Raw genomic sequence first — 16,844 nt, forward strand, 5'->3', positions numbered from 1 at the left:
GGTAAGTTACAGAGTCGCATCCCCGGTTGACGTATAGTCGCGAGGGTAAAGAAAGGCTATGCATCAGGAAAGGTCGGAAATGCTATAACAACTATATCAGTTTAAGTGAGAGAGTAGAACGGATTGATATAAGGCTCAGAAAAAGGCCAGCGAGCGCTGGCCTGAGTGTGACTGACGAATCGCAGTCGCGCAGAAAAAAGGCCAGCAAACGCTGGCCTGTATGGATTACTTCTTCGCGACCTGCCATTTGCCATCTATATAGAAGGCGGACCAGCCCGTTGCCTTGCTCTCTTTTTCAGAGGAGACATACTGCTGTTTGGTCTTGCGGCTGAAGCGCACCATCGCTTTATTACCTTCCGGATCGGCTGCTGGCGCGTCGGCCAGGTATTTCAGCTTCTCAGGCAGACGGTCTTTGAAGCGCTGAAGCTCTTCCACCAGCGGCGCACGCGTTTCGCGTGATTTCGGGAAGGTGTTGGCCGCGAGGAAAACACCCGCTGCGCCGTCACGCAACACGAAGTAAGCATCGGACTTCTCACACGCCAGTTCAGGCAGTGGAACCGGATCTTCTTTCGGCGGTGCAACTTCACCACTACGCAGAATCTTGCGGGTGTTTTTGCACTCTTCGTTGGTACACCCCATGTACTTACCAAAGCGTCCCATCTTCAGGTGCATCTCAGAACCACACTTCTCGCACTCCACTATCGGGCCGTCATAGCCTTTGATGCGGAATTCGCCCTTCTCGATTTCGTAACCATCACATTCCGGGTTATTACCACAGACATGCAGTTTACGTTCGTTGTCGATCAGATAGCTGTCCATGGCCGTGCCACACTTCTGGCAGCGACGACGGGCACGCAGAGCGTTGGTCTCAGCATCATCCCCTTCCAGAATATTGAGAACTTCATTCTCCGGAATCAGGTTGATGGTCTGTTTGCAGCGCTCTTTAGGTGGCAGCGCATAGCCGGAACAGCCCAGGAAAACACCGGTGCTGGCGGTACGAATCCCCATCTGACGGCTACAGGTCGGACACTCAATGGAGGTCAGCACCATCTGGTTCGGCTGCATGCCGCCCTCTTCAGGATCTTTCTCAGCCAGCTCAAGCTGCTGAGTAAAGTCGGCGAAGAAGTGATCGAGCACCGCTTTCCATTGCGCTTCGTTGTTGGCAACCAGGTCGAGGTTGCTCTCCATGCGGGCGGTAAAATCGTAATTCATCAGTTCGCGGAAGTTCTCTTCCAGACGATCGGTGACGATTTCACCCATTTTTTCCGCATAGAAACGGCGGTTTTCCACCCGTACGTAGCCACGATCCTGAATGGTCGAGGTGATGGCAGCGTAGGTTGAAGGACGACCAATACCGCGCTTCTCCAGCTCACGCACCAGTGACGCTTCGCTGAAGCGCGCCGGTGGTTTGGTAAAGTGCTGGCCGGGCAGTAGCTGTTGCAGGTCCAGAACATCACCCACCGTCACCGCAGGCAGCGTACGATCTTCATCATTCTTACGCAGCGCTGGCATCACTTTGGTCCAGCCGTCGAAACGCAGAATGCGGCCTTTCGCCTTGAGTTTAAAATCACCCGCCGCCGCCGTAATGGTGCTGGAGTCATATTTGGCCGGTGTCATCTGACAGGCAACAAACTGACGCCAGATCAGCTGATAGAGTTTCTGCGCATCCGCTTCCATATCTTTCAGCTGTTCCGCCACGACTTCCACATCAGAAGGACGAATCGCTTCGTGCGCTTCCTGGGAGTTCTCTTTGCTGGCGTAGGTAATGGCGGTTTCAGGCAGATACTTTTTACCGAAATTGCTTTCGATATAGCCACGCGCCATCGCGACCGCATCCTGACTCAGGTTGGTCGAATCGGTACGCATGTAAGTGATGTGACCGGCTTCGTACAGACGCTGGGCCATCATCATGGTCTTCTTGACGCCAAAGCCGAGACGGGTACTGGCAGCCTGCTGCAGTGTCGAGGTGATATAAGGCGCGCCCGGCTTGCTGCTGGTCGGCTTGTCTTCACGATCAACGATCTCATAGCGTGCTTTTTCCAGCAGCGCGACGGCGGCATAAGTCTCGTCGCGGTTGACCGGACGGAAGGCTTTATCGCCTTTGTGCGTCACGTCCATCGACAGCTCATCGCCTTTCGGCGTGGTCAGCGCGGCATTAACTTCCCAGTACTCTTCGGGAACAAACGCTTTGATCTCACGTTCACGTTCCACCACCAGGCGAACCGCAACGGATTGCACACGGCCGGCAGAGAGACCACGGGCAATCTTCTTCCACAGCAGTGGCGAGACCATGTAGCCCACCACGCGGTCCATGAAACGACGCGCCTGCTGAGCATTCACCCGATCAATATTCAGTTCGCCCGGCTTTTCAAACGCCTGACGAATCGCATTCTTAGTAATTTCGTTAAAGACCACGCGGCTGAAGCGTGAATCATCACCCCCGATCACTTCCCGCAGGTGCCAGGCAATGGCTTCCCCTTCGCGGTCAAGGTCGGTTGCGAGATAGATGTGGTCAGCATTGGCGGCTAACGCCTTCAGTTCGGCAACCACTTTCTCTTTGCCGGGCAGAATCTGATAATCCGCTTCCCAGCCGTGATAGGGGTCAACACCCATGCGGCTGACGAGTGCGGCTTTCTCATCTTTTTTAACTTTTTTGACTTTCTTGTCAGTCGCAGCGTCTTTGGCTTTCTTTTCAGTCGAGGCGTCAGCACTCTTCTTCGCGGTTGAACCACTGGTCGGCAGATCCCGGATATGACCGACGCTGGATTTAACCACGTAGTCATTGCCCAGGTATTTATTGATTGTTTTAGCCTTTGCCGGGGACTCAACAATAACGAGTGCTTTACCCATATTTACCTTTACCTAATGAAAACATCCTGCTTAACGGGAGAGGATTGGATGCCCAAAAACCCATTGGGTTCAATATTGCTGCGCCTGTTTAACATTTCAAGGCGGAGGGGTCAATCTCAGATCAGACGATGTGGCGTTATGCAACTGCATGATAAAGCGTGCTTTTTCAATCTGAACTCTTCGCACATCCCGGTGCAAAATCCCTGAAATCGGAATCGCCCACACTCTACCTGATAAAATCTGTTACGCAACTTAATTAGCACTCAGCCCGAACTTACGCCAGGTTTTCATCGTTGAGACCGATTTGTCACACCGCCTGACAGGACAGTAATATAGAAGAAATCAGGATGCAGTGAAAAAGGAGTGAATAGATGCAAAGATCGACGGAGGCTATTTCCCGCCAGGCATTGCTGGAAAAGGCTAATGCGCTGATTAAAGAGCATGATGATTATTTAGCCGGCATGCAGGCGGACGAGGTGATTCAGCAGGCGGATGTGCTGGTCTTTCGCGGACCGTTTTTTCTCGATGCAGAGGGATTGCCAACCGCGAAAACCACCGCAGTGTTTAACGTCTTTAAACACCTTGCCGTGGTGCTGTCGCCGCTCTACCACCTGGAATAAAAAACCCGGCACTGGCCGGGTTTCGCATCAGAGCAGTGGCTTCTCGCCGCGCTGCCAGAGTTTCAGCAGCAGACCCTCTGCCACCGAACCGGCGCTTTGGGTAAAGCGGTCCATCATTTTGCGGCGGCGGGCGTAATGCACGCCGAGCACGTTGAACTGATCCATCTGACGGATGATCAGATCATCGCTGGTGCCGATTTCGTCAATCAAACCCAGATCCAGCGCCTGACGTCCATACCAGTGTTCACCGGTTGCCACCCGGTCAATATCGAGTGTCGGGCGCATCTGGTGAACAAACTGCTTGAACAGCAGGTGCGTTTCGTCGAGATCTTCCTGGAATTTCTCGCGTCCCTCTTCGGTGTTCTCACCAAACAGCGTCAGCGTGCGCTTGTACTGTCCTGCAGTATGCAGCTCAACATCAATATCGTTACGCTTCAGCAGACGGTTAAAGTTTGGGATCTGCGCAACCACGCCGATGGAGCCAATGATTGAGAATGGCGCTGCCACAATGCGATCGGCCACACAGGCCATCATATAACCGCCGCTGGCCGCCACTTTATCCACGGCTGCCGTGATGCGCAGACCCTGATCGCGCAGACGCTGCAGCTGCGAGGCCGCCAGGCCATAGCCATGCACCACACCGCCAGGACTTTCAAGCCGCAGTAGCACTTCATCGCCAGGCTGCTTAACGGCCAGCACGGCTGAAATCTCTTCACGTAGTGAGGCTACTTCTCCGGCATCCATACTGCCTTTGAAATCGAGCACATAGAGCGTCGGTTTCACACTGTCAGTCCGGCCCTGCTTCGCCGCCTGCTTTTCCGCTTTGGCTTTCAGCTTTTCGCTTTTTTTATGATTCTTCAGCCAGACTTTCTGCGCCTGAGGCTGCATTTTTGCCAGCTGTAAATCCTCTTTCATCTGCTGATAGTCATCACCCAGATGAGTCAGGCGAAGCTGACCGCTTTGTGCCCGTTTGCGTAACGCGGCATTCATGATAATCATGACAATCGCAGCGACGGCAACCACCAGTGTCACCGCTTTCGCTAAAAACAGTCCATACGTTGAAATAAAATCCATCAGGTCGCCTTAGTTGCAGAGAATCAAAAACAGTTCGCCAGTTTAGCCGTTTTGCCCTGCTCCGTCGCCTGAAATGCCAGCAGCTGGCACAGAATGCGTGGGTTGGCGATTGCGCCCATTCGTAAATTCAGGCATAAAGCGGAATCATGCTGTTTTCGCCGGAGGAACCCGCTGTGCATTATCAACCGAAAAGCGACCTGCTCAATCACCGTATTATCCTGGTTACTGGCGCTTCAGATGGCATTGGCCGGGAAGCGGCGCTGACTTACGCCCGTTACGGCGCTGAAGTGATCCTCATGGGCCGAAACCCTGAGAAACTTCAGCAGGTCGAACAGGCCATCAATCAACTTAATCAATGCCCTGCTCATTCCGTGGTGTTCGATCTGGCCGATGCCACACCGGAACGTTGCCACCAGGTCGCAGAACAGCTGTCACAACAGTTTCCACGTCTTGACGGCGTGCTGCATAACGCCGGGATCCTGGGTGAGATTGTGCCGCTGGCTGAACTCGACCCACAGGTCTGGCAGCAGGTGATGAACATCAACCTGGACGCCACCTTCTTCCTGACGCAGGCGCTGTTGCCGCTGCTGTTAAAGTCAGATGCCGGTTCACTGGTGTTTACCACCTCCAGCGTTGGCCGCACCGGTCGGGCGGGCTGGGGCGCTTACGCCGTCTCTAAATTTGCCACCGAAGGCATGATGCAGGTGCTGGCCGATGAGTATAAGACGCAGGCATTGCGGGTGAACTGTATTAATCCCGGCGGTACACGCACCAAAATGCGCGCCAGCGCATTCCCGCAGGAAGATGCGAATAAGCTGAAAACCCCTGCCGATCTGATGCCGCTCTACCTTTATCTGATGGGTGATGACAGCCGACGCAAAACCGGGATCAGCTTTGATGCTCAGCCGGGCAGAAAACCGGGAGCCGCGGAATAATGGCTGAGGATCGTCATCAACAGCGTCAGCAACGGTTAAAAGAGCAGGTCGATGCGCGCATTGCGGCGGCCACTGAGGTTCGTGGCATCCTGATAGTGTTCACCGGCAATGGCAAAGGCAAAACCACTGCGGCCTTTGGCACGGCACTACGCGCCACCGGACATGGCAAGCGTGCGGCGGCGATTCAGTTTATCAAAGGTGACTGGCCGAATGGCGAGCGTAATCTGCTGGAACAGCACGGTGTCGAATTTCAGGTGATGGCAACCGGGTTTACCTGGGACACGCAGAACCGCGCAACGGATACCGCCGCCTGTCTGGCCGTGTGGCAGCATGCAAAACGGATGCTGGCCGATGAGCAGCTCGATCTGGTGGTGCTCGACGAAATCACCTATATGGTCAGCATGGATTATCTGCCGCTGGACGATTTGATTACCGCCCTGCAACAACGGCCCGCGCATCAGAGTGTGATCATTACCGGACGTGGCTGTCATCGCAGTCTGACTGAGATGGCGGATACGGTCACGGAGATGCGGCCGGTTAAACACGCGTTTGATGCCGGTATACAGGCTCAGCAGGGAATTGACTGGTAGCAAAAAAAGAAAACGCAGCCCTGGGGCTGCGTTTTTCGCTATCGGGCAACGGGATTAACCGGAGTTACGTTTGCTGCCCGGATTGCGGCGTGGCGCACGGGGAGTGCTGCTCACTTTGCTGTGGCGTTTCACCGCACGACGAATCTGGTTCGCCTTGGTGCGACGGCGATCTTTCTCGACCACCAGCTTGGTGACGGTTTCATCATCCAGTTCAACCAGGTTACGCAGGTAGTTCACCGCGGGCAGATCCAGTTCGGTCCAGCCACCGCGTGGCAGGCCTTTTGGTAGCGTGATATCGCCGTAGCGAACACGCATCAGACGACTGACCTGCACACCGACCGCTTCCCACAGACGACGCACTTCACGGTTGCGTCCTTCAGTCAGGGTCACGTTGTACCACTGGTTGATACCTTCTCCGCCGCCAAACTTCAGGGTTTTAAAAGCAGCCGGGCCATCTTCCAGCTGAACGCCCTTGCTCAGCTGACGAATTTTATCATCGTCGACCTGACCAAACACGCGCACCGCATATTCACGTTCTACTTCACGGCTCGGATGCATCAGGCGGTTCGCCAGTTCACCATCGGTGGTGAAGAGCATCAGACCACAGGTGTTCACATCCAGACGGCCAACGGCAATCCAGCGTGAACCACGAAGACGAGGCAAACGGTCAAACACCGTCGGGCGGCCTTCAGGATCGCTGCGGGTACAGAGTTCACCTTCCGGTTTGTAGTAAGCCAGCACGCGGCAAACTTCGGTTGCTGATTCAGCAATCGATACCAGATGGCCATCAATACGGATTTTCAGGGATTTGCTGCTTTCGACGCGGTCGCCAAGGGTGGCGATCTTGCCGTCAACGCTGACACGGCCAGCAGCAATCATTGATTCGATTTCACGACGCGAACCATGACCGGCACGCGCTAAGACTTTCTGTAACTTTTCGCTCATTGAGCTTCCTCTTTGTCGCCTTCCCAGGCGTCATAATTGGGTGATAATCCTTTCTAAATCAACAAGTTAACTTAGTAAGTTTGCCCCATTATACAGACATTTAACGCTGATGTAACGCGCTTTATGAATGGCCGGATAGCTAATAAATAAAGGTCAGCCTCTGATAGTTTGAGATCTGATAATACTTAATACTGAATTAAATAATGCCCGATCCAATGATAAGAAAATATGTTTAATAAAACGCATGTTTCGAAAACTTTATAGCTGATGACAATTAAATTTTCTAACCACTCCTTTATCCTCAAAGTGATGTTCTGAGGATGAAAACCTTAACACTATCTTACACTTCCACCGTTTTAACATGACTTAAGATCCTCTGAAAAAAATATTAAAGTCAGCATAAAATGCTATTTAATTGAATTTATTCATGATGTATATGCTGCAAAAATGCACAAGTCAGATTATTCCTAATGGAGATTAATTTAAAACCTTATTTCTCATGACATTTGGATTTTATTAGATTTAATAAATTGTACGACACTATTAAGCTGATACACTTTATCTCAGCAGCACAATAAAAAAGCAAAGCACGCGATAAAGCGGTCTTGCGAGATTACCGTCTGGCTTATTTCATTCGTTAATAAAAATAGTGTTTTTACATTAATCCAATAAACCGGCGCATCCGGAGTTGTTGCGTTAATACGGTTCAGTGATGAACCTTGCTTGCATGTCAAAAATCTTCACCAGGGATTTCCCGACATGCCTGAATAAAGAAAACCATCATGAGAAACCTGTTTCTGTGCCCGGTGCTTGCTGCACTGGTCCTGAGCGGGTGCTCTGTGGGCCACACTGAGTACAGTCGTACGGCGATGCAGCACGTAGATATGAGCGTGACTGGCATTCCGACGATCCTCGGTCTCGGCACACTGGGCACCAGCATACCTCTGACGCCTGAATATAGCCTCACCGCTGCGCATGTTGCTAAAACTGCCGTGCAGCGCGTGAAGTCTTATCACCCTTATTGCGACCTTGCGATTATTTATCACAAGAATGATGCCGGCACGCTGGCTAAATTCCGCAGCGGTGACATCGGCGATCCCGTTAAAATGTATGGCTACAGTTTTATTTCCGCGATGCCGGTTGAGTCTACCGGGGTGAATTTAGCCCGCACGGCAATCCGGAATGACTGGAATAAAAGTCCCTGTATCGCAATGGCGTCTAACGCAGGCGTGGTTCAGGGAATGTCGGGCGGCGGTGTTTATAACCGTGATGATACGCTGAGCGGCGTTATTGTTGGCTATTCTGATTCGATTAAGAATGGGCGAAATAACAAAGTGATTCTGAAAGATGTGTCACTTTATATTCCGTACGGCCAGTTTAAGAACTGGTTAGAGTCGAATCTGGCTCAGACACCGACCCACGGTGTCTGAAGCCCGACTTAATTACAGGAACGGGCGGGTGTCGCCCACGCCTTCACGCACGATTTCCGGCGCATCGGTGGTCAGATCGACCACCGTGGTTGGCTGTTGCCCCAGCGTACCGCCGTCAATGATCAGATCGACCAGTTTACCAATGCTGTGCTGGATCTCTTCCGGGTCAGACTCGGTGAAATCGTTGCCCGGCAGGATTAATGAGGTCGACATCATCGGCTGATTAAGCGCTTCCAGCAGTGCCAGCGCCACTGGATTCGAAGGCACACGCAGACCAATGGTCTTACGTTTGTCATTCATCAGGCGACGCGGCACTTCTTTGGTCGCCTTAAGAATAAAGGTGTAGTTGCCTGGCGTGTTGTTTTTCAGCAGGCGGAAGGCGGAGTTGCCCACCTGCGAATAGACCGACAGCTCAGAGAGATCCCGGCACATCAGGGTGAAGTTGTGGTGCCCGTCGAGCTGACGGATACGGCAAATGCGCTCCATCGCGCCCTTCTCTTCCAGCCGACAGCCCAGCGCATAGCCGGAATCGGTAGGATAGACGATGACGCTGCCTTTGTTCAGGTAGTCGACCGCCTGACTGATCAGGCGCGGCTGTGGGTTGTCCGGATGAATGTGAAACAATTGACTCATAAAAACCTCGTGTCACCTTTCCGTGATTGCCAGGCTGGGAGCGAGATCCGGGAAGCGTTCCCAGACCGGCTCAACCGCCGCGGGCAGCCAGAGTTTGCGGCCCAACTCAATCCACGGGCAGGGTTGATGAAAATCAGAACCTTGTGATGCGGCCAGTTCATTATCTCTGGCGTATTGCGCCAGTGTGGTGCGCTCATTGGGTGGCTGCTGGCACTGAGCAACTTCAATTGCATCGCCGCCCGCTTCGCGGAAATGGGCGACCAGTCGCTTAAGCCACTTCGCCGATAAACCGTAACGACCGGGATGCGCCAGCACGGCACAACCACCAGAATGATGAATCGCATCAATAGCTTGTTTAATTGTACACCATTGTGGCGGCACGTAGCCGGTTTTGCCACGCGCCAGATAATTTTTGAATACCTGCGCCATGTTCTCCGCTTTGCCCTGCTCGATCAGGAAGCGGGCAAAGTGACCACGGGTAATGATGCCGCCATCCGCCAGTCGCAGCGCCCCCGCCAGCGCATCCGGGATGCGCGCCTTCGCGAGTCGCTCACCAATCTCTTCTGCCCGCATCCGACGGCAGGCGTGTTGTCCAGCCAGAAAGGTCACCATCGCCGGATGATGGATATCAATATTCAGGCCGACGATGTGAATCTCATGGTTCTCCCACAGCGTGGAGATCTCTGCGCCTGCCAGCACCTTTATCGGTAAATCGAGGTCGAGTGCCGTTTGCTGCGCTTCCTCTACCCCTGCAACGCTGTCGTGATCGGTGATCGCCAGTACGCCGACGCGCATCTCAACGGCTCGCTGCACCAGCGCGACTGGCGTCAGTAAGCCATCGGAGGCACGCGTGTGGCTGTGTAAATCATAAACCGGGAAACGGGCGATATCGCTCAAGAGAACTCCTGCTGAAACTAAACCGGCCAGCATGATAACGATTTTAACGCTCAGTGAAAAAGGCTATTGACATTTCCGCCCTGAACCCGTTAACTAGTACACAAGTTCACACGTAACGGGTATTCAATCATGGCTGTTGTAATCACGCATTTAAACGGTTGGCGCGATGTTCCCGAAAACGGGCGACTGGGTCGTGCACACTTTGCGTAAACGCTGTGCGAATACCTGAGCCCGCCACCGAGCGGGCTTTTTTTTTGAGCGAAATTCAGAGAAATCATCATGCCAAATGCGAAACCTACAGTGAAGTTGATTACCGGCAACGCGCCCTATCGCGAAGATCCGGCCGCAGTGTTTCATCAGCTGTGCGGCGCACGTCCGGCAACCCTGCTGCTCGAATCTGCCGACATCGACAGCAAGCGCAATTTAAAAAGTCTGCTGATTGTCGACAGTGCGCTGCGTATCAGCGCCATGGGTAATAAGGTTACCGTTCAGGCGCTGTCAGAAAATGGCCGAGCCGTACTGCCGCTGCTGGATGAGGCTCTGCCCGCCTCCGTCAGCAATCAGGTCCGTCCCGATGGGCGCGAACTGACTTTCCCTCAGAGCACCGACCATCAGCAGGACGAAGATTCACGCCTTAAGGCACTGTCGGTGTTTGATGCACTGCGCCTGATTCCCCAGCTGGTTAACTCCTCTGCCGACGAGCGCGAAGCCGTGCTGCTGGGTGGGTTGTTTGCTTACGATCTGGTGGCCGGTTTCGAAGCCCTGCCAGAGCTGGATAATCAGCAGCGCTGCCCCGATTACTGTTTCTACCTGGCAGAGACCTTACTGGTGATCGATCACCAGACCCGCAGTGCGCGTCTGCAGGCCAGCCTGTTCTGCCCGTCCACCAGCGAGTTCCAGCGCCTGCAACGCCGCATTGAGCAATTACATGGTCAGATGTTGCAGCCAGCGCCTGCTCTGCCGGTTCATTCAGTTGAACAGATGACGCTGACCACCAGCCAGAGTGATGAAGAGTATTGCGATGTGGTTCGCACCATGCAGCAGGCGATTCGCATCGGCGAAATTTTCCAGGTCGTGCCGTCGCGCCGCTTCTCGCTGCCGTGCCCGTCACCGCTGGCCGCCTACGACACGCTGAAAAACAGCAACCCAAGCCCGTATATGTTCTTTATGCAGGATCAGGATTTCTCTCTGTTTGGCGCCTCGCCCGAAAGCTCGCTGAAGTATGACTCGACCTCACGTCAGATTGAGATCTACCCGATTGCCGGTACCCGTCCACGTGGTCGCCATGCCGATGGCTCACTGGACCGCGATCTCGACAGCCGTATTGAGCTGGAGATGCGCACTGACCATAAAGAGCTGGCTGAGCATCTGATGCTGGTGGATCTGGCGCGTAACGATCTGGCGCGTATCTGCGTGCCCGGCAGCCGTTATGTGGCTGATCTGACCAAAGTCGACCGCTACTCATTTGTGATGCATCTGGTTTCCCGCGTGGTGGGCACGCTGCGCGCCGACCTCGATGTGCTCCACGCGTATCGCGCCTGTATGAATATGGGCACCCTGAGCGGCGCGCCAAAAGTTCGTGCGATGCAACTGATTGCCGGAGCTGAACGCACCCGTCGCGGCAGCTACGGCGGCGCGGTGGGCTACTTCACCGCTCAGGGCGATCTCGATACCTGTATCGTTATTCGTTCGGCCTATGTCGAAGATGGCGTCGCCACCGTTCAGGCGGGCGCCGGTGTGGTGCTGGATTCCAATCCGCAGGCTGAAGCGGATGAAAGCCGCAATAAAGCCCGGGCCGTTCTGCGCGCTATCGCGACTGCCCATCACTGCAAGGAGATCTTCTGATGGCCGATATTCTGCTGCTCGATAACATCGACTCTTTTACCTACAACCTGGTTGATCAGCTGCGGACCTTTGGTCACAACGTGGTGATCTACCGCAACAACCTGCCTGCAGAACTGTTAATTGAACAGCTGCAGCGGATGGAAAATCCGGTGCTGATGCTCTCCCCCGGCCCCGGCGCGCCAAAAGACGCGGGCTGTATGCCGGAGTTGCTGCGGGTGCTGCGCGGCCGTCTGCCGATTATCGGCATCTGTCTGGGCCATCAGGCGATTGTGGAAGCCTATGGCGGCCATGTGGGTCAGGCAGGCGAGATCCTGCACGGCAAAGCCTCTTCTATTGTCCATGACGGCGAGGCGATGTTTGCCGGCCTGAGCAATCCGCTGCCGGTGGCGCGCTATCACTCGCTGGTGGGCAGCAACACGCCGGATGAGCTGACGGTCAACGCCAGTTACAACGGGATGGTAATGGCCGTTCGCCATGAAACCGATCGCGCCTGCGGGTTTCAGTTCCATCCTGAATCGATTTTGACTTCTCAGGGCGCGCGACTGCTTGAGCAGACGCTGGCCTGGGCGCTGGCGAAGTAACAGGGAGAATAACGATGCAACAGACACTGGAAAAACTTTACCAGGCGCAGACGCTGAATCAGGCTGAGAGTCATCAGCTGTTCAGCGCCATTATTACCGGACAGCTGGAGCCAACGCAGCTCGCTGCCGCGCTGATCGCCATGAAAGTGCGCGGTGAAACGCCGGAAGAGATCGCCGGTGCCGCTACGGCGCTGCTGGAAGATGCTAAACCGTTTCCCCGCCCGGATTACGCGTTTGCCGATATCGTGGGCACCGGCGGCGATGGCAGTAACAGCATTAATATTTCGACGGCCAGCGCCTTTGTGGCCGCGACATGCGGTCTGAAAGTGGCGAAGCACGGTAACCGCAGCGTCTCCAGTAAATCCGGTTCGTCCGATCTGCTGGCCGCTTTTGGCATCAATCTGGATATGCCCGCTGACCGGGCGCGCCAGGCGCTGGACGATCTGAACGTCTGCTTCCTGTTTGCACCGCAGTATCACACGGGCTTTCGCCACGCGATGCCGGTCCGTCAGCAGCTGAAGACCCGCACGCTGTTTAATGTGTTAGGTCCGCTGATCAACCCGGCGCGTCCTCCACTGGCGGTGATCGGTGTTTACAGCCCGGAACTGGTTATGCCGATTGCGCAGACCCTGAAAGTGCTGGGTTATCAGCGTGCGGCGGTGGTTCACGGTGGCGGTATGGATGAAGTGGCGCTGCACGATGTGACCCATGTGGCGGAACTGCGTGAAGGGGAAATTACCCGCTATCAGCTGTCGCCAGAAGACTTTGGTTTTGGGTTCCATCCCAAAGAGGCGCTGGCGGGCGGCTCGCCGGAAGAAAATCGTGACATTCTGACGGCTTTACTCCAGGGTAATGGCCAGCAGGCCCATGAGGAGGCGGTCGCCGTTAACGTGGCGATGTTGCTTAAAGTATTCGGTCAGGAAGATCTGCGTGAAAACGCACAGCAGGCGCTTAACGCCATCCGCAGCGGACAGGCTTATGAGCGTGTAGTCGCACTGGCAGCAAGAGGATAATCATGAAAGGCACCGTGTTAGAAAAAATTGTTCAGGACAAAGCGATTTGGGTTGAAGCCCGTCAGCAGCAGCAGCCTCTCTCCACCTTTCAGAACAGCATTGAACCTGCCAGCCGTCATTTCTACGATGCGCTGCAGGGTGCAAGAACCGCGTTTATCCTGGAGTGTAAAAAGGCGTCACCGTCAAAAGGCGTGATTCGCGAGGATTTCGATCCGGCCGCCATCGCCGGGGTTTACCGCCATTACGCTTCTGCGGTGTCCGTGCTGACCGATGAAAAATATTTTCAGGGTGACTTCGCCTTTCTGCCGATTGTCAGCGCCGCCATCACCCAGCCGGTGCTGTGCAAAGATTTTATCATCGACCCTTACCAGATCTATCTGGCCCGTTACTACCAGGCGGATGCGATCCTGCTGATGCTCTCGGTGCTGGATGATGAGCAGTATCGTCAGCTGGCCGCCGTGGCACACAGCCTGAAGATGGGCATTCTGACGGAAGTGAGTAATGAAGAAGAACTGGAGCGGGCTATCGCGCTGCAGGCCAGAGTCGTCGGCATTAACAACCGCGATCTGCGTGACCTCTCTATCGATCTCAACCGTACCCGCCAGCTGGCGCCACGCCTGTCGCACGGCGTCACGGTGATCAGCGAATCGGGCATTAACAGCTATGCCGATATCCGCGAGCTGAGCCACTTCGCGAACGGCTTCCTGATCGGCTCAGCCCTGATGGAAGAAGCGGACCTGACCGGCGCAGTGCGTCGCGTCACACTGGGCAGCAATAAAGTCTGCGGTTTAACCCGCGCTGAAGATGCGCGTGCCGCCTATGAAGCCGGCGCGATCTACGGCGGTCTGATCTTCGCTGAAGGTTCACCGCGCCAGATTGACACCGCCACGGCGCAGACCGTGATTGCCGCCGCACCCCTGCGCTATGTCGGCGTGTTCCGCAACAACTCAGTCAGTGACGTTGTAACTCAAGCCACGACACTTTCACTGTCAGCCGTTCAGCTGCATGGCAACGAGACGCCAGAATTTGTGGCCGAACTGCGCGCGGCTCTGCCAGCAGAGATTCAAATCTGGAAGGCGCTGCGTATTGAAGGCGTACTACCGGCGCGCGACTGGCCGCACGTTGACCGCTATGTGTTTGATAATGGCGATGGCGGCACCGGACAGCGTTTCGACTGGTCGCTGTTACAGGGTCAGAACCTGAACAATGTGCTGCTGGCTGGTGGCCTGAGCGCAGATAACTGTGTTGAAGCCGCGCAGCTGGGCTGTGCCGGACTGGACTTCAACTCTGGCGTGGAAAGCGCGCCTGGCATCAAAGATGCCCGTAAAATTGCCGCGGTGTTTCAGACACTGCGTGCCTACTGATTTGCCCGGCCTGCTCAACGGCGGGCCCGAGAAAGGAAGATAAAAAATGACGTTACTCAATCCCTACTTTGGCGAATTTGGCGGAATGTATGTTCCGCAGATCCTGATGCCAGCCCTGCGCCAGCTGGAACAGGCATTTGTCGACGCCCAGAAAGATCCTGAGTTTCAGGCCGAGTTTACCGACCTGCTAAAGAACTACGCGGGTCGTCCTACTGCCCTGACGCTGTGCAAAAACCTGACCAAAGGCACCAAAACCCGCCTCTATCTGAAGCGTGAAGATCTGCTGCACGGTGGCGCGCACAAAACCAACCAGGTGCTGGGTCAGGCGCTGTTAGCCAAACGCATGGGCAAAAACGAAATCATTGCCGAAACCGGCGCCGGTCAGCACGGCGTGGCTTCAGCGCTGGCCTGTGCACTGCTGGGCATGAAATGCCGCATCTATATGGGCGCGAAAGATGTCGAGCGTCAGTCACCTAACGTGTTCCGTATGCGTCTGATGGGCGCAGAAGTGATCCCGGTTCACAGCGGCTCCGCCACGCTGAAAGATGCCTGTAACGAAGCGCTGCGCGACTGGTCTGGCAGCTACGAGACCTCACACTATATGCTCGGCACCGCAGCGGGTCCGCATCCCTTCCCGACTATTGTACGTGAGTTCCAGCGCATGATTGGCGAAGAGACTAAAAAGCAGATTCTGGAAAGAGAGGGACGCCTGCCCGACGCGATCCTCGCCTGTGTGGGTGGTGGCTCCAATGCTATTGGGATGTTTGCCGACTTTATCGATGAGGCCAGCGTGAAGCTGATCGGCGTAGAGCCAGCAGGCCACGGCATCGAAACCGGCGAGCATGGCGCACCGCTTAAGCACGGTCGCGTCGGCATCTACTTCGGTATGAAATCGCCGATGATGCAGACCCATGACGGCCAGATTGAGGAGTCTTACTCAATCTCTGCCGGTCTCGACTTCCCGTCGGTTGGTCCGCAGCATGCGCACCTCAACAGCATCGGTCGTGCGGAGTATGTCTCCATTACCGATAACGAAGCGATGGACGCCTTTAAACTGCTGTCTCGTGCGGAAGGGATTATTCCGGCGCTGGAGTCGTCTCACGCCCTGGCACACGCCCTGAAGATGATTCACGCTGAGCCGGAAAAAGAGCAGTTGATTGTGGTCAACCTCTCTGGACGTGGCGACAAAGATATTTTCACCGTTCATGACATTTTGACAGCGCAGGGAGAAATCTGATGGAACGTTACAATCAACTTTTTACCCGTCTGTCAGCGAATAACGAAGGCGCTTTCGTTCCTTTTGTTACGCTGGGCGACCCTTCCCCTGAGCTTTCACTGCGCGTGATTGATGCGCTGGTTGAAGGTGGTGCAGATGCGCTGGAGCTGGGTATTCCCTTCTCCGATCCTCTGGCGGATGGGCCGACCATTCAGAACGCGACGCTGCGCGCCTTTGCGGCGGGCACCAATACCAGCCAGTGTTTTGAGATGCTGGCGACTATCCGCCGTAAATATCCGGTTCTGCCGATTGGTTTGCTGATGTACGCCAATCTGGTCTTTACTAACGGCGTGGATGAGTTCTATGCCCGTTGTGCAGAAGCTGGTGTTGATTCAGTGCTGGTGGCGGATGTGCCGGTTGAAGAGTCTGCGCCTTTCCGTCAGGCGGCTCTGCGTCACGGCGTGGCACCTATCTTTATCTGTCCGCCTAACGCCAGCGACGAGCTGCTGCGTGAGATTGCGTCGCACGGACGGGGTTACACCTACCTGCTGTCACGCGCGGGCGTTACCGGTGCGGAAAACCGCGCCAGCCTGCCGCTGAAGCACCTGATCGACAAGCTGCGTGAATATCATGCCGCGCCGCCGCTGCAGGGCTTTGGTATCTCAGAACCTGAACAGGTTAAAGAAGCGATCGCTTCCGGTGCCGCGGGTGCTATCTCCGGTTCTGCCATTGTCAGAATCATTGAAAAGCATCATTCAGAACCTGAAGTGATGCTGAGCGAACTGAAGAATTTCGTCAGCCGCCTCAAAGCCGCCAGCCGTTAATCCTGCCATCATGCCTTATCACGCGAT

At 55.0% G+C, this 16,844-nt stretch carries 13 protein-coding genes, 1 pseudogene and 1 other annotated feature; of the genes and pseudogenes, 9 read left to right on the plus strand and 5 right to left on the minus strand.

Going from position 1 to position 16,844, the window contains the following annotated elements; genetic code table 11:
- Positions 1–225 precede the first annotated feature (225 nt).
- Positions 226–2,850, minus strand: coding sequence for a type I DNA topoisomerase (gene topA, locus ACN1CO_RS06480; protein WP_419138316.1), 2,625 nt, complete (start codon positions 2,848–2,850; stop codon positions 226–228).
- A 371-nt stretch (positions 2,851–3,221) separates the two neighbouring features.
- Here topA and ACN1CO_RS06485 point away from each other — a divergent pair, with 371 nt between their 5' ends.
- Complete coding sequence (locus ACN1CO_RS06485; protein ID WP_090960590.1) at positions 3,222–3,470, plus strand: YciN family protein; 249 nt, start codon at positions 3,222–3,224, stop codon at positions 3,468–3,470.
- Between the two features lie 27 nt (positions 3,471–3,497).
- Here ACN1CO_RS06485 and sohB read toward each other — a convergent pair whose 3' ends face one another.
- On the minus strand, positions 3,498–4,544 hold the full coding sequence (gene sohB, locus ACN1CO_RS06490) for a protease SohB (protein ID WP_419138317.1): 1,047 nt from the start codon (positions 4,542–4,544) through the stop codon (positions 3,498–3,500).
- 173 nt (positions 4,545–4,717) lie between these two features.
- Between sohB and ACN1CO_RS06495 the strand changes: the two genes are divergently transcribed.
- Complete coding sequence (locus tag ACN1CO_RS06495) at positions 4,718–5,479, plus strand: YciK family oxidoreductase (protein WP_419138318.1); 762 nt, start codon at positions 4,718–4,720, stop codon at positions 5,477–5,479.
- A complete protein-coding gene (gene cobO, locus ACN1CO_RS06500) occupies positions 5,479–6,069 on the plus strand; it encodes a cob(I)yrinic acid a,c-diamide adenosyltransferase (RefSeq protein WP_419138319.1) in 591 nt (196 codons plus the stop codon). Before ACN1CO_RS06495 ends, cobO begins: the two co-directional genes overlap by 1 nt.
- A 54-nt stretch (positions 6,070–6,123) precedes the next feature.
- On the opposite strand, the gene rluB is transcribed toward cobO, so the two are convergent.
- Positions 6,124–7,014 (minus strand): 23S rRNA pseudouridine(2605) synthase RluB, encoded by an 891-nt coding sequence (gene rluB / locus ACN1CO_RS06505; protein ID WP_013358018.1) that lies wholly within the window; start codon positions 7,012–7,014, stop codon positions 6,124–6,126.
- A gap of 782 nt (positions 7,015–7,796) precedes the next feature.
- Between rluB and ACN1CO_RS06510 the strand changes: the two genes are divergently transcribed.
- A complete protein-coding gene (locus tag ACN1CO_RS06510; protein ID WP_419138320.1) occupies positions 7,797–8,444 on the plus strand; it encodes a serine protease in 648 nt (215 codons plus the stop codon).
- 12 nt (positions 8,445–8,456) lie between these two features.
- Here ACN1CO_RS06510 and ACN1CO_RS06515 read toward each other — a convergent pair whose 3' ends face one another.
- Both ACN1CO_RS06515 and rnm read right to left on the minus strand, forming a co-directional pair.
- Positions 8,457–9,077 (minus strand): L-threonylcarbamoyladenylate synthase, encoded by a 621-nt coding sequence (locus tag ACN1CO_RS06515; protein WP_419138321.1) that lies wholly within the window; start codon positions 9,075–9,077, stop codon positions 8,457–8,459.
- Between the two features lie 12 nt (positions 9,078–9,089).
- Complete coding sequence (rnm, locus tag ACN1CO_RS06520; RefSeq protein WP_419138322.1) at positions 9,090–9,974, minus strand: RNase RNM; 885 nt, start codon at positions 9,972–9,974, stop codon at positions 9,090–9,092.
- A 153-nt stretch (positions 9,975–10,127) separates the two neighbouring features.
- Positions 10,128–10,229: a sequence feature (Trp leader region), on the plus strand.
- Between the two features lie 24 nt (positions 10,230–10,253).
- On the opposite strand from rnm, the gene ACN1CO_RS06525 reads away from it, so the two are divergent.
- From ACN1CO_RS06525 to trpA, 5 genes and pseudogenes are all read left to right on the plus strand, one after another.
- Positions 10,254–11,819: an anthranilate synthase component 1 gene (locus ACN1CO_RS06525; RefSeq protein ID WP_419138323.1), complete on the plus strand. Its 1,566-nt coding sequence runs from the start codon at positions 10,254–10,256 to the stop codon at positions 11,817–11,819.
- Positions 11,819–13,413: pseudogene (trpD, locus tag ACN1CO_RS06530) on the plus strand (bifunctional anthranilate synthase glutamate amidotransferase component TrpG/anthranilate phosphoribosyltransferase TrpD). The gene ACN1CO_RS06525 and the pseudogene trpD overlap by 1 nt, the downstream one beginning before the upstream one ends.
- A gap of 2 nt (positions 13,414–13,415) precedes the next feature.
- Positions 13,416–14,777 (plus strand): bifunctional indole-3-glycerol-phosphate synthase TrpC/phosphoribosylanthranilate isomerase TrpF, encoded by a 1,362-nt coding sequence (gene trpCF, locus ACN1CO_RS06535; protein ID WP_419138324.1) that lies wholly within the window; start codon positions 13,416–13,418, stop codon positions 14,775–14,777.
- A gap of 46 nt (positions 14,778–14,823) precedes the next feature.
- Positions 14,824–16,014 (plus strand): tryptophan synthase subunit beta, encoded by a 1,191-nt coding sequence (gene trpB / locus ACN1CO_RS06540; protein WP_419138325.1) that lies wholly within the window; start codon positions 14,824–14,826, stop codon positions 16,012–16,014.
- Positions 16,014–16,817 carry a tryptophan synthase subunit alpha gene (gene trpA / locus ACN1CO_RS06545; protein ID WP_419138326.1) on the plus strand — a complete coding sequence of 268 codons (804 nt, stop codon included), beginning with the start codon at positions 16,014–16,016 and terminating at the stop codon, positions 16,815–16,817. Before trpB ends, trpA begins: the two co-directional genes overlap by 1 nt.
- Positions 16,818–16,844: the final 27 nt, after the last annotated feature.

Source organism: Pantoea sp. R13S299, assembly GCF_048515925.1.
Taxonomy (GTDB): Bacteria; Pseudomonadota; Gammaproteobacteria; order Enterobacterales; family Enterobacteriaceae; genus Pantoea.